The following is a 19,107-nucleotide window of genomic DNA, read 5'->3' as shown; positions in this document are numbered from 1 at the left end:
CCGACGCTGCGGCGCTCTGACCCCGCGCGCTCAACCTTTTCCAATCAGGAGTAAAACGAAATGACGTTCAAGCGTCGCTATAGCGCGGGATTGGCGGCTCTCGCCGTCGGCGTGTTCGCCGCCACCGGTGCCTATGCGGAACCAACCATCAACAAGGGCGACAATGCCTGGATGCTGACCTCGACGGTACTGGTGCTGTTGATGACGATCCCGGGCCTCGCGCTGTTCTACGGCGGCCTCGTCCGCTCCAAGAACATGCTCTCGGTCTTGATGCAGGTGTTCTACACGGTCTGCGTCGTCATCGTGCTCTGGGCGCTGTATGGCTACAGCCTCGCTTTCACCGGCGGCTCCGACTTCATCGGCGGATTCTCGAAGGCGTTTCTGATGGGCGTAACGCCGGACTCCAAGGCCGCCACCTTCAGCGTCGACGCCAATATCTCCGAGCTCGTCTACGTCTGCTTCCAGATGACCTTTGCGGCCATTACGCCGGCGCTCATTGTCGGCGCGTTCGCCGAGCGCATGAAATTCGCAGCCGTGGCGCTGTTCATTCCGCTGTGGGTCACCCTGATCTATTTCCCGATCGCTCACATGGTCTGGTATTGGGCGGGCCCGGACGCGATCTCGGATGCGGTGAAAGCCATCGCGGCCGCGGGTAGCGACACTGCCGCCAAGGCCGCTGCTGAAGCCAAACTCGCCGCGGTCAATGCCGACGCCGGCTGGGTCTTCAAGAAGGGCGCGATCGACTTCGCCGGCGGAACCGTCGTGCATATCAACGCCGGAATCGCCGGCCTTGTCGGCGCGCTGATCGTCGGCAAGCGCATCGGCTACGGCAAGGATCTGATGGCGCCGCACTCGCTGACCATGTCCATGATCGGCGCTTCACTGCTCTGGGTCGGCTGGTTCGGATTCAATGCCGGTTCAAACCTCGAAGCCAGCGGCGGCGCTGCGCTCGCCATGACCAACTCGTTCGTCGCGACCGCAGCGGCGGCCTTGTCGTGGATGTTTGCCGAGTGGATGCTCAAGGGTCATCCTTCGGTGCTCGGTGTCATGTCAGGCGCGGTCGCAGGACTCGTCGCGGTCACTCCCGCAGCCGGATATGCCGGCCCGATGGGAGCCATCGCGCTTGGCCTTGTAGTCGGCGTGGTCTGCTTGTTCTTCGTCACCACGGTGAAGAACGCGCTCGGCTACGACGACTCGCTTGACGTCTTCGGCGTTCACTGCATCGGCGGAATCATCGGCGCCATCGGCACCGGCATTCTGGTCAACCCGGCGCTCGGTGGCACCGGCATCCTGGACTACACCACCGGCAAGATCGCCGACTACGAGCTCGGTGCGCAGCTGGTTTCTCAGATCTGGGGCGTCTGCACCACGCTGGTGTGGTCCGGTGTCGGCTCGGCGATTCTTTACAAGGTCGTCGATGTCATCGTCGGCTTGCGCACCAACATCGAAAGCGAACGTGAGGGCCTCGACCTCACCGAGCACACCGAACGCGCCTACAACATGTGATTTCTCCCGGGGCATTCTCTCCCCGGAGGGATGCCCAGAACTACGGTTTGAGCACATACCCGGCAATGCTCCGACCGTTGAGGGGCTTCAGCGCAAGCTGGAGCCCCTTCTTTTCTTCGGAATCCGGAAGATGGATTTCGCTGCCGGGTCCGATGGTTAATCGCGTCTTAACCTCGCCGTATCTATGGTGGTTTGATCCACATCCACCGGTCCCGAAACCGGCGGCATCACAAGTGCTGGCGCGACAAGTATGGCCATAACCGCATCATCCCGCGCCCCGCAGGGCGGCGGAAATCAGGAGGGCGAGCGCTCGCCTTTCTTGCGGGTCACCGAGCTATTGGCACCTTACCAGCCATCTAAGCCATTGATAACGTTATCATTGGGCGAACCGCAGCACCCGGTTCCCGGGTTCGTGGGCCCGATTCTGGCCCAGCACATCGCCGAATTTGGCCGCTACCCCATCGCCAAGGGTATCGAACCCTTCCGGCGCGCCGCGGCTAGCTGGCTCTCGCGACGTTTCGACCTGCCGCGGGCCATCGATCCCGAAACCGAAATTCTGGTGCTCTCAGGCAGCCGCGAAGGGCTGTTCTTCGCAGCCCTTGCCGCCACCCGCTTCGTCGGCGAACGCAAGGGGAGGCCGGCGATCCTGATGCCCAATCCGTTCTACCCGGCCTACGGCGCCGGCGCGCGTGCCGCCGGCTGCGAGCCGGTCTATCTGCCGGCCACGGTCGCCAACGGATTCCTGCCCGACCTCGACACGCTCGACGAGGCCACACTGGCAAGGACGGTGGCGATGTACATCGCTTCCCCGGCCAACCCGCAAGGCGCGGTCGCCTCAAAGGAATATTTCAGCCGCCTGAAACAACTCGCCGACCGCTTCGGCTTCATGATTTTCAGCGACGAATGTTATTCGGAAATCTACACGCAGAAAGCGCCCGGCAGCATGCTTGAATGCGCCGGCGGCGATTATGCCAACGTGGTCGCATTCCAGTCACTGTCGAAGCGTTCGAATCTACCCGGCATGCGCGTCGGCTTTGCTGCCGGCGACAAGAGATTTCTCAGCGTGTTTCACGAGCTGCGAAACGTCGCCGCGCCCCAGGTACCGGTTCCGGTCCAGCACGTCGCGGTCGCCGCTTACGACGACGAGACCCATGTCGAGGAAAACCGCAGGCTCTACCGGACCAAGTTCGATCTGGCAGACCAGATTCTCGGCAATCGATACGGCTATCGGCGTCCGGCCGGCGGCTTCTGTGTCTGGCTCGACGTCTCGGCCAAAGGCGGCGATGAAGCTGCGACCATCAAGCTTTACAGGGACGCCGGCGTCCGGGTGATCCCGGGCAGCTACCTCGCGAGGCAGCAGCCGGACGGCAGCAATCCCGGCGCGGGCTTCATTCGCCTCGCGCTGGTCGCAGACAGTGAAACAACAGCCGAGGCGTTGCATCGGCTGGTTCAGATTTTGGGCTGAAGCATGACCCGAAGAAACGAACCGATCTTTCCAAAGGCTTGAAGCGCATGCCGGCGATTGAACGCGTCATTCCCCTGGTCAACCAGTTGCCGACCGCGATCCGCGAGGCGCTTGTCCGCCGCCTGCGTGAGCTTGCAGGCCTTGGCCTGCTGGCGCTGGCCACCGGCGCCGCGGCAGCTCTCATGACATGGTCGGTGCAGGACCCAAGCCTGAGCCACGCCACGTCGCGTCCGATCCACAACATTGCGGGCTATCCCGGCGCGATCGGCGCCGACTTTCTGATGCAGATTCTCGGGCTCGGGGCGATCATGCTAATCTTGCCGATCGCCGTTTGGGGCTGGCGCATGCTGACCCATCGCGGTTTCGACCGCGAAGCGCTGCGGCTCGGCTGCTGGCTATTGTGCACGGTGTTTGCCGCCGGTTTCGCCAGTTGCTGGCCGCATGGCGGAGCATGGCCACTGCCGACCGGGCTCGGTGGTGTCGTCGGCGATGCGCTGGTGCGTGCTCCGGCCGTCGTGTTTGGACCACCCGGCTTTCTCTACCGCCTCGGGCTTGGAATACTTCTTGGCGCAGCTACTCTCGCAACTTTCTTCGTTGCGAGCGGTATCGGTTCGCTTCAGCAGGAAGAAGATTCAGCACCGATCGAAGAGGATGATGACGAAGCCCTCGACGACGAGGACGGCGGCTCGATCTCGCTCGGCTGGGCCGTGCACGCCCTGATGAGCACGAAGGCAAGGCTGTCCTGGCTGTTGGGTGCGGCCTATCGCTGGCTGGTCTCGAGTGCGCCCACCGAGCGCGCCTTATCCTTCGACCGCCATGAGCCCAGTCTTAATGAGCGAAGTCTTAATGAGCGGAGTCTTGGCGGCCGCACCGCTCCTTCCCTCGCTCCGCAGGATGAAGACGAGCTGGACGATGAGGAAGAAGACGAAGAGGCTCCGGCAGCGCGTGCGCCGCGCAAGAAGGCTGCACCGAAATCGCCCGCGAGGAGATCCGAGAAATGGGATTTCCCGGCGGTGTCGATGCTAGCTGCGCCCAAGGCGTCCGATCGTCAGCCCCTCTCAAAGGCGGAGCTGGAAGCCAATTCGCGCCGGCTCGAAGTCGTGCTGCAGGACTTCGGCGTCCGCGGCGAGATCGTCAAGGCTAATCCCGGGCCGGTGGTCACGCTGTATGAGCTCGAGCCCGCGCCCGGCATCAAGTCCTCGCGCGTGATCGGTTTGGCCGACGACATCGCCCGCTCGATGAGTGCGCTCTCGGCACGCGTCGCCGTCGTGCCGGGCCGCAACGCCATCGGAATCGAATTGCCGAATGCGCATCGCGAGAAGGTTTACCTGCGCGAAATGCTTACCGCGAAGGAGACTCACGATTCCGTCGCAAAACTCCCGCTATGTCTCGGCAAGACCATCGGGGGCGATCCCGTTATCATCGATCTCGCGCGCACGCCGCACATGCTGATCGCCGGCACCACCGGCTCCGGCAAATCGGTCGCCATCAACACCATGATCCTCAGCCTGGTGTACCGGTTGCGGCCCGACCAGTGCCGGTTGATCATGGTCGATCCCAAAATGCTCGAACTGTCCGTCTATGACGGCATTCCGCATTTGCTGACGCCGGTCGTGACCGACCCGAAGAAGGCCGTGGTGGCACTGAAATGGGCGGTGCGCGAGATGGAAGAACGCTACAAGCGGATGTCCAAGCTCGGCGTGCGCAACATCGACGGCTACAATGCACGCCTCGTCGAAGCCAAAGCCAGGGGCGAAGAACTCACGCGTACCGTGCATACCGGTTTCGACAAGGAGACCGGCAAGGCAATCTACGAGGAAGAGAAGCTCGACCTCGAGCCGCTGCCCTATATCGTCATCATCGTCGACGAAATGGCGGACCTGATGATGGTCGCCGGCAAGGACATCGAAGGCGCGGTGCAGCGCCTCGCTCAGATGGCGCGCGCCGCGGGCCTGCACGTGATCCTCGCCACGCAACGCCCATCGGTCGATGTCATTACCGGCACGATCAAGGCGAACTTCCCGACCCGCATCGCGTTTCAGGTTACCTCGAAGATCGACAGCCGCACCATCCTGGGTGAGATGGGCGCCGAGCAGCTGCTTGGACAGGGCGACATGCTCTACATGGCGGGTGGCGGGCGCATCAGCCGCGTGCACGGCCCGTTCGCCTCGGACGAAGAGGTCGAGAAGGTGGTGCGCCATCTGAAGACGCAAGGATCGCCCGAATACCTCGAGGCTGTGACAGCCGAGGAACCCGCCGACGAAGACGGCGCGGTATTCGATTCCACCGGCATGGGCAGCGATGGTGCAGGCGATCTGTTCTCGCAGGCAGTGGCCATCGTCAAGCGCGACCGAAAGGCCTCGACCAGTTATATTCAGCGCCGGCTACAAATTGGCTACAATCGTGCCGCATCGCTCATGGAACGAATGGAACTTGAGGGCATCGTCGGACAGGCCAACCATGCCGGCAAACGCGAAATTCTCGTTGAGGAAGAAGAAGGCGGCTTCTGATTAGCCGCTGCGTGAGCCCCCAAAAGCCCCACCAATTGCTATCCTTTTCACGGAAAAACGATAGCCGCCCAAGCGCGAAGCACGATAAAAGGGCGGCGGACCATTGGGAAGATGCGTTGACTGAAAATCAGAAAAATCGAATCGCCGCGCGATTCGCGCTGTCCTTCGGGCGCGTCGTCTTGGTGCGAGCCGCAGCGGCGTTGACGGTCACGGCAGCCTTTAGCCTGGTCTCGACATCGGCCCTTGCACAGGCGCCGATTCCGCCGCAAAGCATTCCAGTTCCCAAGGCCGCGCCGAAAGGCCGCGACGCTGCGGCGGACGGGCAAAAAGGTTCGATGACGACCACGGGCGCGACGCAGGTGCCTAACCCCGTCATCCCCGACCCTCATCGCAACGTCCCCTTGAGTATTTTCGCAAGCTTCGACGACAAGCAAAAAGCCCAAGCCGCGAAAATAAGCAGCTACCTGTCGTCGCTACAGACCTTGGTCGGAAACTTTGTCCAGGTCGGGCCCGACGGCTCGAAGACCAAGGGCCAGTTCTTCATCCAGAAGCCAGGCAAGGTGCGTTTCGAATATGAAGCACCGAATCCGGTCGCGATCGTCGCGGATGGATCGATGGTGGCGGTGCGCGATCGCAACCTTGCGACCCAGGATCTCTACCCGCTGTCGCAAACGCCGCTGCGATATTTGCTGTCAGACCGCATCGATCTGATGAAGGATACCAATGTCGTCAGCGTGACCGCCGACGATCTGTTCATCAGCGTCACCATCGAGGAGCGGCAATTGCTGACGGGCACCAGCCGCCTGATGCTGATGGTCGGCGCCAAAGACGGCCAACTCAAACAATGGACGGTGACCGATCCGCAAGGTTACGACACCACCGTCGCAGTCTATAACCTGGATACATCCAGGAAGATCGATCCGGGCATGTTCAAGATCGATATGACGGAACATACCTTTCCGCCGGGCTGATCTTTCGAATCCAATCGCGTCGAACAATCCACTGCTCCTTGCCGGATTCTGAATTTCATCCTTGCTTGCGGGTTGGAGACATGCGTCATCTTTGGACGCACTTGTCTCGCTGGTCCGCATGCGCTTCTCCCTGACAACCTGGAATATCAATTCGGTGCGCTTGCGCATCAATCTCGTCGCCAAATTCCTCAAGTCGGTGAGGCCCGATGTCCTGTGCCTGCAGGAAACCAAATGCATCGACGATGCATTTCCGTTAAAGCGCTTCAACCGTCTCGGCTACGAACACATCGCCCTGAACGGCCAGAAGGGCTATCACGGTGTCGCCATCATCTCACGGCTGCCGTTCGAGAAGACCGACATCCGAACTTTCTGCGACAAGCTCGATTCACGCCATATCTCGGTTGAGTTTGGCGAGCGCGCCCAACTCTCCAAGCCGCTGGCGCTGCATAATTTCTATGTACCGGCAGGCGGCGACATTCCGGATCCCGCGGTCAATCCGAAATTCGAACACAAACTTCGTTTTCTCGATGAAATGAAATCGTGCGAGCCGCTGCATCCACGAGGTGACGATCACCACATCCTGGTTGGCGATCTCAATGTGGCGCCGCATGAGAACGACGTCTGGTCTCACCGGCAGCTCCTGAAGATCGTTTCCCACACCCCGATTGAATGCGAGAAGCTGCTGGCGGCCCAGAATCACGGTGAATGGATCGACGTCGCGCGCGACCGCATTCCAATGTCGGAGAAGGTTTATACCTGGTGGAGTTATCGCGCAGCCGACTGGACAGCCGGCGATCGTGGCCGCCGGCTCGACCACATCTGGGTCTCGCGCGCGCTCAAGGATCGCGTCAGCGCCTTTCAGATTGCGCGCGATGCCCGCGGCTGGGAGCGGCCGTCCGACCACGTTCCTGTGACAGTCACGCTCGACGTTTGAAGCTCATGTGGAGAGCTTGGCGCCCGCTATCAGGATATCGCTGGCGATCTGGCTTGTACGCTTGGCAAATTCATCGCGCAACCGGCGGGCCGCCGCAGGATCGCTTTCCAACACGCGTTGAAACAGGCTACGCGCTACCCGGATCACCGACGAATCTTCCAGCGCGGTCGCGGTCGAGGGTCGCCGAGCGGCGTTAATCAACGCAAGCTCGCCGATCAATGCGCCAGGGCCGGCCACCAGCGCGGCGCCGCCGTCTTCGATGCGAAACGAGCCGCGTTGAACGACGAAACCGCCATCCGCCTCATCGCCGGTGCGGAAGAGCACAGCACCTCGCCGGAAATCGCGTTGTTCGGAGCCGATCGCCAGCATGCGCAAAGCCGTCGTCCCCAGCACGCGAAGGGTCGGGACACGCTCCAGCAGAGCAACATCATCCTCGATCGACATGAAAGACCAGTTGCGCGGCGACGAATCGTTAATCGAATCGTATCACGGCACCAGCTTGTAGCCACCGGCTTCGGTCACCAATATCTCCGGATTGGCAGCGTCTTTTTCGATCTTCTGGCGCAGACGATAGATGTGGGTTTCCAGCGTGTGGGTGGTGACGCCGGAGTTGTAACCCCAGACCTCCTGCAACAGCGTTTCGCGCGACACGGGAAGCTGGCCGGCGCGATACAGGAAACGCAGGATCGCGGTTTCCTTCTCTGTCAACCGCACCTTTTTCGCATTGGCTCCCGTCAGCATCTTCGATCCGGGTCGGAAACTATAGGGACCAACCGAAAAAACGGCATCTTCACTGGCTTCGTGCTGCCGGAGCTGCGCCCGGATCCGCGCCAGCAGCACCGCAAAGCGGAACGGTTTGGCGACATAGTCATTGGCGCCGGATTCGAGACCCAGGATCGTATCCGAATCGGTGTCATGTCCGGTCAGCATGATGATGGGGGCCTTGAAGCCGCCCTTGCGCAAGGAGCGCACGACTTCGCGGCCATCGGTGTCGGGCAGCCCCACGTCCATCAGCACCAGATCGGGAGCATCGGTTTTGGCGGCGGTCGCACCCTTGGCGCCGGTATCGACAGCGGAAGCTTCGAATTCGTCGTGTAGCGATAATTGCTCCACCAGCGTATCGCGCAGATCGGTATCGTCATCTACGATCAGGATCTTGCGGGCATTGGCCATGGGTACAATCCTTTGAAGGCAGCGCGCGCGGCCCGGGGGTTGGGGCGCGTCATATTGATCAAACGGGGTTCTTCAAGACTTTCGTCATGAGGTATGCGGCTGTTACGAATTCACAAGCCAAAACGCAATCTAACCCAGGATTCGGATGCATTTAGATGAATGTCCTGTAATGCGACCGGTCCAATTGTCCCATGGCAACCCCTCGGGAGACTCTGCGGACGCATGGATAATTCCCGTTTTTCAGATACTTATCGAAAAATGAGGCGCGCTCAGCCACTTGCGTCGCTGCGGGTGCGTGCCGCCGCTGGTAATCCTCGCCGGGGGTGGCTCACTGCCGGTCAGCAAACGGTCCCGGTTGCTTTGGGACGCGGTGGAATCATCGCCAACAAGCGCGAGAGCGACGGTGGGACCCCAAAAGGGACTTTCCTGCCAAAGCGCTTGTGGTGGCGCGCCGATCGACACCAAAGGCCGCAAACCTTCCTGCCTGTTCGCGCCATCCGTCCTGATGACGCCTGGTGTGAAGACCCTGCGAGCCGGCATTACAATCGGCCGATGAAACTCGGCCGCAACGATCATGGCGACCGGCTCAGGCGTGACGACCATCTCTACGATTTCATTATCGAGATCGATCACAATACCTCACCACGCGTCGCCGGCCGCGGCAGCGCGGTATTCCTGCATCTGGCGCGACCGAATTTTTTACCGACCGCCGGCTGCGTCTCGATGACAAGATCAGCGATGCTGCAGCTCTTGCGGCGGATCGGGCCGCGGACGAAGATCATCATCGGATGAAATCCCCCGGGAAGCACCATGCTCGACAATGCCAAAATTGCGGCTGCCGCGAAGACGCTCAACGATCACTGGCGCGCCGGTACCAAGCTTGAAAGCCTCGACGCCTCGATCCGGCCGCAAGGCCGGCTCGATGGCTATGCAATCCAGGCCGCGCTCGGCGGACATTCGACCGGCAAACTGTTTGGCTGGAAGATCGCGGCGACGAGCGAAGCCGGCCAGAAACACATCAATGTCAGCGGACCGCTCGCCGGGCGCATCCTCGCGGAGACCGTCATCGACAGCGGCGGCACGGCCTCGATGAGGGGTAACGAGATGCGTGTCGGCGAGGCTGAATTTGCGTTCCGCTTCGCACGCGACTTGCCGCCGCGGGCAAACCCCTACTCTTTGCAGGAGGTGCTCGACGCCGTCGGCACGCTGCATCCGGCGATTGAAATTCCAGATTCGCGCTTCTCAGACTTTGTCGGCGCGGGCGAAGCCCAGCTGATCGCGGATAATGCCTGCGCGCACCTCTTCGTGCTGGGCGACGCAACCAGCGCGGATTGGCGCGCTTGCGACCTCATCGAGGAGCGGCCGGTCGTCACGCTGCGCGGCGGGCGGCATATCGGCCACGGCAAGAACGTGCTCGGCGATCCCCGCATGGCGCTCGCCTGGTGCGCCAATGAGCTGCGCGCGCTCGGAATCACGTTGCGGGCAGGCGAAGTCGTCACCACGGGGACCTGCTGCACGCCCTTGCCGATCCAGGCCGGTGACTTGTTCGTCGCAGATTTCGGCGTGTTCGGCAAAGTGTCGGTGGGGTTCAGCTAGACGCTACACATGCGTGCCAGACCGAGACGACTAGTTTTAGCCTCGATGCCCGAAAATCGCCGAGCCAACCCTGATGTGGGTCGCCCCCATCTGGATCGCGATGGCGAAATCCGCGCTCATGCCCATCGATAGATTTTTCAGGCCGTTTCGCGCGGCGATCTTGGCCGTCAGCGCGAAATGCGGCGCCGGGGCTTCATCGACCGGCGGAATGCACATCAAGCCCGAAATCGGCAGGCCATACTTCTCGCGACAGGTTGCAATGAAGCCGTCGGCATCAGCGGGCGCAATGCCGGCCTTCTGCGGCTCCTCTCCGGTGTTGAGCTGAACGAACAATTGCGGTCGCCGCGCTTGGGTACTGAATTCCTTGGCCAGCGCTTCGCATAGACTCGGACGGTCGACCGAATGGATCGCATCGAACAGCGCCACCGCTTCCTTGGCCTTGTTGGATTGCAGCGGACCGATCAGGTGCAAGGAGAGGCCGGGGTAAGCCGACATTAACCTTGGCCACTTGGCCTTGGCTTCCTGAACCCGGTTCTCTCCGAATACGCATTGCCCGGCTTTGATGATCGGCTCGATCGCGTCCGCATCGAATGTTTTGGACACGGCAACCAGCGTTACCGACGCTCGATCGCGGCGCGCCTCCCTGCAGGCCCGCGCAACGGCCTCTTCGACAGCGGCAAGTCCGGTTGGTAAATGTTCGGTTAGCGGCGACGAGCCTTCGGTGGTCATGGGTGTTCGATCTGCGGATGTTTGATCTGCCGATTTAGGAATTTTTGCAATAGTTCCATTTTTATGGAATCCAAGTAGGGCTTCTTGAACCCCTCCCTGTATCGTGTGCCTCGGGTGGGGACTAGCATGTCTGGCTTCGGCTTCAAGCGCAAAACAACCGAACTGAGCAAGCTGTTTGGAATCCGCGCGCGGCTTGCACTGCTGGCGCTGATCCTGGTGGCGCCGTTGATGCTGGAACGCGCCCGTTCGCTCGAGGAGACGCGCAATAAGCAGATCGCGCTCGCCTATTCGGAGTTCTCGCGGATCGCGCAACAGAGCGCCGACAGCCAGCGCGACGCCATTTCTTCGGTCGAAACCGTGCTGAAGTCGGCCGCGCATATCCAGGCTTCCAAGCAAACTTCTGACCCCGGTTGCGATACGCTCCAGGCCAGCCTTCCGGTCAAGCTGCCGTGGATCCGCAATCTGACGATCGTAGGCGGCGACGGCCGGATCAAATGTGCGACGCTTGATGAGCTGATTGGTCTTGATCTCAGCGATCGAACTTATTTGAAGCGAGCGCGGCAAGCACGCGATCTCATCTTCAGCGATTTTCTGTCGTCCAAGTATGACAGTGAACCCATTGTGATCGCGGCCTACCCGGTTGCCGCGGTCAATCCCGAATCCGATCTCGTCATCGTGGCCAGCGTCAACCTGGACTGGATGTCGAAGGTCATGCACGACCTCAGTGGTCGTCACGGCATTATGGCCTTTCTCGTCGACAGCGCGGGGACCGTGCTGGCGGCGCCGGCGGACCTCTCCCGCATGGTCGGCCGCCCGCTCGATAGCGTGCCGGCGCTGGCGAACGCGGTCACAAGGGCGATCAATCCCGATCAGCCGTCTGGATTGATTTCGTTCCCATCTCCGACTGGCGCCAGGCTGACATTGAGCTTTTCGCGCATTCACGGCACCGAGTCGCGCCTGATCCTGATCGTCGACGAGGCCAGGGTGGCCGCGGACATAAACCACGACATTCGCAACGCTTACTTGCAGCTTGGATTCGTCTGCGTGTTTGTGCTGCTGGGAGCGCTGTTCGCGGCCGAAAAGCTGATCATCCGGCCCATCTACACGTTGGTGGCGGTCGCACGGCGCTTCGGTGACGGCGATTGGTCGGTACGCGCGGCCAGCAGCCGATTGCCGACCGAATTCGCGCCGCTCGCCCGCGCGTTCGACAAGATGGCCAACCAGCTTTTCGAGCGGGAGCGCGAATTGATCGCGTCCAACGATCGTCTGACCGTGATGGCTTCGATCGACATGCTGTCGGGCCTTGCCAATCGCCGCGGATTCCAGAGCCGGCTCGATTTTGAATGGGCGAAAGCTGAGCAGGTCAACGGCGAATTGGCGCTCCTGATGATCGACGTCGACCATTTCAAGATGTTCAACGATACCTATGGCCATCCCGAGGGCGATGCCTGTCTCTCGCGCATCGGCGAGACGTTGGCCGGGCTGGCGACCGCGACCGCCGGATTTGCGGCCCGTTATGGTGGCGAGGAATTCAGCCTGTTGCTGCCGGGTACCGGGACCACCCGCGCGCTTGAGATCGGCGAGATGGTGCGGGCAGCGGTGCAAAGCCTGATGATACCCCACGCCACCTCCGATCATCGGGCGGTCACAGTCAGCGTGGGGGTGGCCGGCGTCAGGCCGAGCGAAGCACTCCACCCGAGCGATCTCCTGGAAGCTGCGGATGCGAGCCTCTACGTGGCCAAACGCAATGGCCGCAACGCCGTGGCCGAGCACAGCCTCGGCCAAACGGCCGAGAATGGCAGCGCCATCGCGATGGTGAGCTAGCCCGACCTCGTTACAATTGAGCAGTTCGATCACAATCGAACCGGTCCCTGTTCTGGCTGCGACCCGTTGACCGGAAAGCTGATTTTGTGGCCTAGTCCGCCGTCCTTCGAGGACGGCCCGAATCCACGAAAAGCCGACCGATTCCATGAGTTCCGAACGCTACAACGCCCGCGAGTCCGAGCCCCATTGGCAGCGCCAGTGGGACGAAAAGGCGATTTTCGCCGCGGAGAACAACGATCCGCGGCCGAAATACTATGTGCTTGAGATGTTCCCCTACCCTTCGGGGCGGATTCATATCGGGCACGTCCGCAACTACACGCTTGGCGACGTGCTGGCGCGTTTCATGCGTGCCAAGGGCTTCAACGTATTGCATCCGATGGGCTGGGATGCCTTCGGACTGCCGGCGGAAAACGCGGCGATCGAACGGAAGGTGGCGCCGAAGGCGTGGACCTACGACAACATCGCCGCGATGAAGAAGCAGTTGCGCTCGATCGGCCTGTCGCTCGACTGGAGCCGCGAGTTCGCCACCTGCGATCCGTCCTACTACAAACACCAGCAGAAGATGTTCAACGATTTCCTGCGTGCCGGATTGGCTGAGCGCGAGAAGCGCAAGGTCAACTGGGACCCGGTGGACATGACGGTGCTCGCCAACGAACAGGTGATCGACGGTCGCGGCTGGCGTTCCGGCGCGGTGGTCGAACAGCGCGAGATGAACCAGTGGGTCTTCAAGATCACGAAGTACTCGCAGGAACTGCTGGACGCGCTCGACACGCTCGACCGCTGGCCCGACAAGGTGCGGCTGATGCAGCGCAACTGGATCGGGCGCAGCGAGGGCCTCTTGATCCGCTTCGCGCTCGACGCGCTCACGACACCGGCGGGCGAAAGCGAGCTGAAAATCTTCACCACTCGCCCCGATACGTTATTCGGTGCGAAATTCATGGCGATTTCGGCTGACCATCCGCTGGCGCAAGCCGCTGCCGCGAAGAACCCGAAGCTTGCCGAATTTATCGCCGAGATCAAACGCATCGGCACCGCGCAGGAAGTCATCGACACCGCCGAGAAGCAGGGCTTTGACACCGGCATTCGTGCGGTTCATCCATTCGATCCGGGCTGGAAGCTGCCGGTCTATGTCGCGAATTTCGTGCTGATGGAATATGGCACCGGCGCGATCTTCGGCTGTCCAGCCCACGACCAGCGCGACCTCGACTTCGTCAACAAATACAATCTCGGCAACACTCCCGTCGTCTGCCCGGACGGACAGGATCCGAAGACGTTCGTGATCACCGACACGGCCTATGACGGCGAAGGGCGCATGATCAATTCGCGCTTCCTCGACGGCATGACGATCGAGCAAGCCAAGGAAGAGGTCGCGAAAAGACTCGAGGCGGAGCTGCGCGGCAACGCGCCCGTCGGCGAGCGGCAGGTGAATTTCCGCCTGCGCGACTGGGGCATCTCACGCCAGCGCTATTGGGGCTGCCCGATCCCGGTCATTCACTGCCCGAAATGCGACGTCGTGCCGGTGCCCGACAAGGACCTGCCGGTAGTGTTGCCCGAGGACGTAACGTTCGACAGGCCGGGCAACGCGCTCGACCATCACCCGAGCTGGAAGCACGTCAATTGCCCGCAATGCGGAGCCAAGGCGCTGCGCGAAACCGACACCATGGACACCTTCGTCGATTCGTCCTGGTACTTCGCGCGCTTCACCGATCCCTGGAATGAGAATTCGCCGACCACGCCTGCCGTCGCGAACCGCCTCATGCCAGTCGATCAATATATCGGTGGCGTCGAACACGCGATCCTGCATCTGCTGTACAGCCGCTTCTTCACCCGCGCGATGAAGGCGACGGGTCACGTCGACATGGAAGAACCGTTCGCGGGCATGTTCACCCAGGGCATGGTGGTTCACGAGACCTACCAGAAAACGGACGGCGCCTATGTCACGCCGGCGGAAGTGAAGGTCGAGAGCGTCGGCACCGACCGCCGCGCCACGCTGCTCTCAACCGGCGAGCAGGTTGCGATCGGCGCGATCGAGAAGATGTCGAAGTCGAAGAAAAACACAGTCGATCCCGACGACATCATCGCGACCTACGGCGCCGACGTGGCGCGCTGGTTCATGCTGTCGGACTCCCCGCCCGACCGCGACGTGATCTGGAGCGACGAACGTGTTCAGGGCGCATCCCGCTTTGTTCAGCGGCTGTGGCGGCTGATCAACGAGTCGGCCGAGATTGCCGCCACCGCGCCCGCGACGAGACCCGCGGCCTTCGGCACCGATGCACTGGCGCTGCGAAAGGCCGCCCATGGCGCGCTGGATAAAGTTTCTACCGGCATCGAACGGCTGCATTTCAACGTCTGCCTCGCCTATATCCGGGAATTCTCCAACGCGCTGGGCGATATCCTGGCACGCGCTGGTCACCCCGCGCCGGACCTGAGCTGGGCTGTCCGCGAAGCCGCCGTCATTCTCGTGCAGCTATTCGCGCCCATGATGCCCCATCTCGCCGAGGCATGCTGGGGGGTGCTCGGTCAGCCGGGTCTGGTTTCAGAAGCAAACTGGCCCAAAATCGAACGAGATTTGCTGGTTGAAGAGACCGTGACGCTGGTGGTTCAGGTCAACGGCAAGAAACGCGGCGAAGTCACCGTGGCCCGCACGGCCCAGAACCCGGAAATAGAGGCTGCCGTTTTGGCCCTCGATGCGGTAAAACAAACCTTGGGGGACAAACCCGTGCGCAAAGTAATTGTCGTTCCCATGAGGATCGTGAATGTCGTTGGCTAGCATCCGCCTCCGGATCGCCGCTCGGTTTCTCGCCGTGGCTGCCCTGGCAGCCCTGACCGCGGGCTGCTTTCAGCCCATGTATGCCGAGCATGCGGATGGCACACCGGGCCTGCGTGAAAAGTTGTTGGGGGTAGATCTCCCGCCGATCAGCTTCCCGAATTCATCGCGTGAGGCTCGGCTTGGGGTCGAAATCCGCAACGCGCTGGCGTTCAAGCTTTACGGCAACGCCACCGGAACCTCGCCAACCCATCGCCTCGAGATCAGGTTCCAGACCACCCGCTCCTCGCTGATGACCGATGTGAACACGGGCCTGCCGACCAGCGAAAATTATGGCATCAACGCCCAATTCAATTTGATCGATAACGCCACCAACAAATCGGTGATGACCGGAACCACTGCCTCGCGCGTCACCTACGATATCCCGGGCAGTTATCAGCGATTTGCCCGCGCCCGCGCCTTCCGCGACGCCGAGGATCGCGCCTGTCAGGAAATCGCCGAACGGATCCAGACGCGGCTTGCCTCGTTCTTCTATGCCGGGGCCTGAGGCGCCCCTTGCCGCGCGCGCATAGGTGCTTGTCCGGCTATGGTGGCGCTGCGCGGAAAAGAAATCGATGCCTTTCTGGCCCGGCCGGATCCGGGGCGTCCGATCATCCTGCTTTACGGACCCGACGCAGGTCTCGTGCGCGAGCGCGCCGAGGCGTTGCTGGCGTCGGCCGTTGACGATCCCAACGATCCATTTTCGCTAGTGCGACTGGACGGCGACGAGCTTTCAGCCGAACCATCCCGGCTGGTCGACGAGGCGCTGACGATCCCGCTGTTCGGTGGCCGCCGCGCCATTCGCGTTCGAGCTGGCTCGCGGAGTTTTGCGAGCGGTATCGACGCGCTGGCGGAGACGCCGCTGAAGGATTGCCGCATCGTGATCGAGGCCGGCGAATTGCGGGCTGAATCACCGCTGCGCAAGTCCTGCGAGCGCGCCAAAACGGCGGTCGCCATCGCCTGCTATCCCGACACCGAGCGCGACCTGGCAAAGCTGATCGACGATGAACTCAAGCTCTCGAGCCTGCGCGTCGCACCGGACGCCCGCGCCGTGTTGATGACTTTACTGGGTGGCGACCGGCAAGCGTCGCGCAACGAACTACGCAAGCTCACGCTCTACGCGCACGGCAGGGGCGAAGTGACGCTCGACGACGTGACGGCGGTCGTGGCCGACGCATCCGAGTTGAAGATCGATCCGATCGTCGACGGCGCCTTTGCAGGAAACCCGTCCGTGGTCGAAACCGAGTTTGTCAAGGCGATGGTCGCCGGCCTCTATCCCGGCGTGATTATCTCCGCCGCTCAACGCCAGGCGGCGTGGCTGCACAAATCCGCGGTCGCGATCGCGGAGGGAACACCGAGCTCCGCCGTGCTCGACGGCGGATTTCCAAGGCTGCATTTCTCGCGAAAGACAAATGTCGAGACCGCATTGCGCAACTTCGATCCGGTCCGGCTGATGCTGGTGATCGATCAGCTCGCCATCGCCGCGCTTGAGATGCGCAAGCAGGCAGCGCTTGCCGCGGTCATTGCGCAACGCGCGTTGCTTTCGATCGCGGTGAACGCGAGGCGGCGGGGCTGAAATAGCGGCCGCGCGAAAAGCAGTGGGTTAGCCCGCGACGGGCTTTAAGTCTTGGAACCCAGCCTTCGCACGATGTCGTCGAGCTGGTCGAGGTCGCGGTAGCGGATATGGACGATACCGCCGGTATCGCGATGATCGATGCTGACGGCAAGACCAAGCGCATCGCTGACGGTCTTCTCCAGCGACACCGTGTTGGGATCCTTGGTCTTGCCGCCGGCCCTCACCTTTTGCGGCTTGCGCTCCGGCACGCCTTCGACATGGGCCAGCGCCTCGGCCTGGCGCACATTGAGGCCCTCTTCCACGATCCGCTTGGCGGCAGCGACGGGATCGGGAACGCCGATGAGCGCGCGGGCATGACCGGCCGATAATTGCCCGAGCGCAATATAGGCCTGAACTTCAGCCGGCAGTTTCGTCAGCCGCATCATATTGGCGACGTGACTGCGGCTTTTGCCAACGATCTTGGCGATGTCTTCCTGGCTGCGTTTGAATTCGTTGGCGAGCGCATGATAGCCCTGCGCCTCTTCCATCGCGTTGAGGTCCTCGCGCTGGACGTTCTCGATGATCGCGATCTCGAGGGCGTCGGAATCAGTGACATCGACAGGCGCGATCGGAACTTCGTGCAGACCTGCGATTTGCGAGGCCCGCCAGCGGCGCTCGCCAGCGATGATCTCATAGCGATCCTGTGCGCCGCGCACCGGCCGGACCACGATCGGCTGGATCACGCCGTGTTGCTTGATCGAATCGGCCAGTTCCTTGAGTTCAGCGTCAGGGAATTCCCGTCGCGGATTGCGCGGATTCGGCTTGAGAAATTCGATCGGAACCTTGCGCTGCGCGCGCGGCCGTTCGTGATGCGCAGCCTCGCCACCAACATCCCCGATCAGACTTGCAAGACCGCGCCCCAGTCGCGAACGCGCTTCGTCGGCCATCGCCAGCTCCCTTGGATTCAACTCAACCGCTCCCGTTTCGTACTCAGCCTGGATGACGATGACATCGGCAAAATCAATGCGTGCGCAGCTCGCGTTCACGCTGGATGACTTCGGTCGCGAGCTTGAGATAGGCCTCGCTGCCAACGCATTTGAGGTCGTAGACCAGTACCGGCTTGCCGTAGGATGGCGCCTCGGAGATGCGCACGTTGCGCGGGATCATGGTTTTGTAGACCTTGCTGCCCATGAACTGCTTGACGTCGGCGACGACCTGGTTCGACAGGTTGTTGCGTGAGTCGAACATCGTAAGCACGATGCCGTGGATGGAGAGGTTCGGATTAAGCGTGGAACGCACCTGCTCCACCGTTTGCAGAAGCTGCGACAAGCCTTCGAGCGCAAAGAACTCGCACTGTAACGGCACCAGGATCGCATCCGACGCCGCCATCGCGTTGACCGTCAGAAGATTGAGCGAGGGCGGGCAGTCAATCAGAACGTAGGTGTAGTCGGCATCCGGCAAGACGTTGTGGTTCAGCGCCGTGATCGCATCACGCAGGCGAAAGGCGCGGCCGGGGGTCGTTCCCAACTCGAGCTCAAGGCCCGACAGATCCATTGTCGATGGAGCAATGTGCAAGCGTGGGACCGCGGTCGGCACCACCGATTCGCGTAAAGCCGCCTCGCCGATCAGCACGTCATAGGTCGAACAATTGCGATTGCGGCGATCAATCCCGAGGCCGGTCGAGGCGTTGCCCTGCGGGTCGAGGTCGACAATCAGGACGCGCTCACCGATCGCAGCAAGCGCTGTACCGAGATTGATCGCCGTGGTGGTTTTGCCAACTCCGCCCTTTTGATTGGCCAACGACAGGATGCGCGGATGGCCGGGCTGGGTTGTCGGACTATGCTGTTGTAATGTTTGATCTATTTCGCTCATGGGGGGCTACCGTTGATGGGCGGAGTGGGCCGCTCGATACTGTCGAGTTCGACGATCCAGCCATGTCCGCCGGTGCGGCTGGAATGCAATTGAGGCTCAATTTTCCAATATTTAGTAGCTTCGGTCAATTCCACTTCTACATCTTGGCCTTTGAGAAACAACGCTT

At 61.7% G+C, this 19,107-nt stretch carries 16 protein-coding genes and 1 pseudogene; 11 read left to right on the top strand and 6 right to left on the bottom strand.

The features are described 5' to 3' along the window. Window positions 1-60: 60 nt before the first annotated feature. The 5 genes from WB528_RS28470 (at window position 61) to WB528_RS28450 (ending at window position 7,386) form a co-directional block, all read left to right on the top strand. Window positions 61-1,506, top strand: coding sequence for an ammonium transporter (locus WB528_RS28470; protein ID WP_423892811.1), 1,446 nt, complete (start codon window positions 61-63; stop codon window positions 1,504-1,506). A 250-nt stretch (window positions 1,507-1,756) separates the two neighbouring features. Next, window positions 1,757-2,971 (top strand): aminotransferase class I/II-fold pyridoxal phosphate-dependent enzyme, encoded by a 1,215-nt coding sequence (locus tag WB528_RS28465; RefSeq protein WP_423892809.1) that lies wholly within the window; start codon window positions 1,757-1,759, stop codon window positions 2,969-2,971. Between the two features lie 47 nt (window positions 2,972-3,018). Further along, window positions 3,019-5,481, top strand: coding sequence for a DNA translocase FtsK (locus WB528_RS28460; protein ID WP_423892807.1), 2,463 nt, complete (start codon window positions 3,019-3,021; stop codon window positions 5,479-5,481). A 224-nt stretch (window positions 5,482-5,705) separates the two neighbouring features. Further along, complete coding sequence (locus WB528_RS28455) at window positions 5,706-6,452, top strand: outer membrane lipoprotein carrier protein LolA (protein ID WP_423892819.1); 747 nt, start codon at window positions 5,706-5,708, stop codon at window positions 6,450-6,452. A 118-nt stretch (window positions 6,453-6,570) separates the two neighbouring features. Next, entirely contained in the window at window positions 6,571-7,386 is an 816-nt protein-coding gene (locus WB528_RS28450) for an exodeoxyribonuclease III (protein ID WP_423892816.1), read from the top strand. A gap of 3 nt (window positions 7,387-7,389) precedes the next feature. Here WB528_RS28450 and WB528_RS28445 read toward each other — a convergent pair whose 3' ends face one another. After that, complete coding sequence (locus WB528_RS28445; protein WP_423892805.1) at window positions 7,390-7,830, bottom strand: cyclic nucleotide-binding domain-containing protein; 441 nt, start codon at window positions 7,828-7,830, stop codon at window positions 7,390-7,392. Between the two features lie 42 nt (window positions 7,831-7,872). Next, window positions 7,873-8,559 (bottom strand): response regulator transcription factor, encoded by a 687-nt coding sequence (locus tag WB528_RS28440; protein WP_423892803.1) that lies wholly within the window; start codon window positions 8,557-8,559, stop codon window positions 7,873-7,875. A gap of 222 nt (window positions 8,560-8,781) precedes the next feature. Between WB528_RS28440 and WB528_RS28435 the strand changes: the two genes are divergently transcribed. Continuing rightward, entirely contained in the window at window positions 8,782-9,351 is a 570-nt protein-coding gene (locus tag WB528_RS28435; RefSeq protein ID WP_423892800.1) for a L,D-transpeptidase family protein, read from the top strand. 18 nt (window positions 9,352-9,369) lie between these two features. Then, a complete protein-coding gene (locus tag WB528_RS28430) occupies window positions 9,370-10,155 on the top strand; it encodes a 2-keto-4-pentenoate hydratase (protein ID WP_423892798.1) in 786 nt (261 codons plus the stop codon). A gap of 36 nt (window positions 10,156-10,191) precedes the next feature. On the opposite strand, the gene WB528_RS28425 is transcribed toward WB528_RS28430, so the two are convergent. Then, window positions 10,192-10,884 (bottom strand): YggS family pyridoxal phosphate-dependent enzyme, encoded by a 693-nt coding sequence (locus WB528_RS28425; protein ID WP_423892795.1) that lies wholly within the window; start codon window positions 10,882-10,884, stop codon window positions 10,192-10,194. Window positions 10,885-11,010: 126 nt separating this feature from the next. On the opposite strand from WB528_RS28425, the gene WB528_RS28420 reads away from it, so the two are divergent. The 4 genes from WB528_RS28420 (at window position 11,011) to holA (ending at window position 17,090) form a co-directional block, all read left to right on the top strand. Further along, a complete protein-coding gene (locus tag WB528_RS28420; protein ID WP_423892793.1) occupies window positions 11,011-12,708 on the top strand; it encodes a diguanylate cyclase domain-containing protein in 1,698 nt (565 codons plus the stop codon). 145 nt (window positions 12,709-12,853) lie between these two features. After that, complete coding sequence (gene leuS / locus WB528_RS28415) at window positions 12,854-15,478, top strand: leucine--tRNA ligase (RefSeq protein WP_423892791.1); 2,625 nt, start codon at window positions 12,854-12,856, stop codon at window positions 15,476-15,478. Next, a complete protein-coding gene (gene lptE / locus WB528_RS28410) occupies window positions 15,471-16,022 on the top strand; it encodes an LPS assembly lipoprotein LptE (protein WP_423892813.1) in 552 nt (183 codons plus the stop codon). The genes leuS and lptE overlap by 8 nt, the downstream gene beginning before the upstream one ends. 39 nt (window positions 16,023-16,061) lie before the next feature. Then, window positions 16,062-17,090: a DNA polymerase III subunit delta gene (holA, locus tag WB528_RS28405; protein WP_423892789.1), complete on the top strand. Its 1,029-nt coding sequence runs from the start codon at window positions 16,062-16,064 to the stop codon at window positions 17,088-17,090. Window positions 17,091-17,134: 44 nt separating this feature from the next. Here the strand turns inward: holA and WB528_RS28400 are convergent, their stop codons facing one another. From WB528_RS28400 to WB528_RS28390, 3 genes and pseudogenes are all read right to left on the bottom strand, one after another. After that, the gene (locus tag WB528_RS28400; RefSeq protein WP_423892788.1) at window positions 17,135-18,016 is read right to left on the bottom strand and encodes a ParB/RepB/Spo0J family partition protein; all 882 of its coding nucleotides are present in this window, start codon (window positions 18,014-18,016) and stop codon (window positions 17,135-17,137) included. Between the two features lie 73 nt (window positions 18,017-18,089). After that, entirely contained in the window at window positions 18,090-18,941 is an 852-nt protein-coding gene (locus WB528_RS28395; RefSeq protein WP_423892785.1) for a ParA family protein, read from the bottom strand. Continuing rightward, window positions 18,938-19,107, bottom strand: a pseudogene (locus tag WB528_RS28390) (16S rRNA (guanine(527)-N(7))-methyltransferase RsmG); the annotation flags it as partial. The pseudogene WB528_RS28390 and the gene WB528_RS28395, both read right to left, overlap by 4 nt.

The sequence above is a fragment of the Bradyrhizobium sp. genome (genome assembly GCF_049586575.1).
Lineage (GTDB): Bacteria > Pseudomonadota > Alphaproteobacteria > Rhizobiales > Xanthobacteraceae > Bradyrhizobium.
The sequence above is the reverse complement of the archived record's forward strand: the minus strand, read 5'-3'. Positions and strand labels throughout refer to the sequence as shown.

Coding starts and splice junctions, on each gene's coding strand:
- WB528_RS28470 (WP_423892811.1), top strand. CDS start 61: ATGACGTTCAAGCGTCGCTATAGCGCGGGATTGGCGGCTCTCGCCGTC.
- WB528_RS28395 (WP_423892785.1), bottom strand. CDS start 18,941: ATGAGCGAAATAGATCAAACATTACAACAGCATAGTCCGACAACCCAG.
- WB528_RS28465 (WP_423892809.1), top strand. CDS start 1,757: ATGGCCATAACCGCATCATCCCGCGCCCCGCAGGGCGGCGGAAATCAG.
- WB528_RS28400 (WP_423892788.1), bottom strand. CDS start 18,016: ATGGCCGACGAAGCGCGTTCGCGACTGGGGCGCGGTCTTGCAAGTCTG.
- WB528_RS28435 (WP_423892800.1), top strand. CDS start 8,782: ATGGATAATTCCCGTTTTTCAGATACTTATCGAAAAATGAGGCGCGCT.
- WB528_RS28425 (WP_423892795.1), bottom strand. CDS start 10,884: ATGACCACCGAAGGCTCGTCGCCGCTAACCGAACATTTACCAACCGGA.
- WB528_RS28440 (WP_423892803.1), bottom strand. CDS start 8,559: ATGGCCAATGCCCGCAAGATCCTGATCGTAGATGACGATACCGATCTG.
- WB528_RS28445 (WP_423892805.1), bottom strand. CDS start 7,830: ATGTCGATCGAGGATGATGTTGCTCTGCTGGAGCGTGTCCCGACCCTT.
- holA (WP_423892789.1), top strand. CDS start 16,062: ATGGTGGCGCTGCGCGGAAAAGAAATCGATGCCTTTCTGGCCCGGCCG.
- WB528_RS28420 (WP_423892793.1), top strand. CDS start 11,011: ATGTCTGGCTTCGGCTTCAAGCGCAAAACAACCGAACTGAGCAAGCTG.
- WB528_RS28460 (WP_423892807.1), top strand. CDS start 3,019: ATGCCGGCGATTGAACGCGTCATTCCCCTGGTCAACCAGTTGCCGACC.
- WB528_RS28450 (WP_423892816.1), top strand. CDS start 6,571: ATGCGCTTCTCCCTGACAACCTGGAATATCAATTCGGTGCGCTTGCGC.
- WB528_RS28430 (WP_423892798.1), top strand. CDS start 9,370: ATGCTCGACAATGCCAAAATTGCGGCTGCCGCGAAGACGCTCAACGAT.
- leuS (WP_423892791.1), top strand. CDS start 12,854: ATGAGTTCCGAACGCTACAACGCCCGCGAGTCCGAGCCCCATTGGCAG.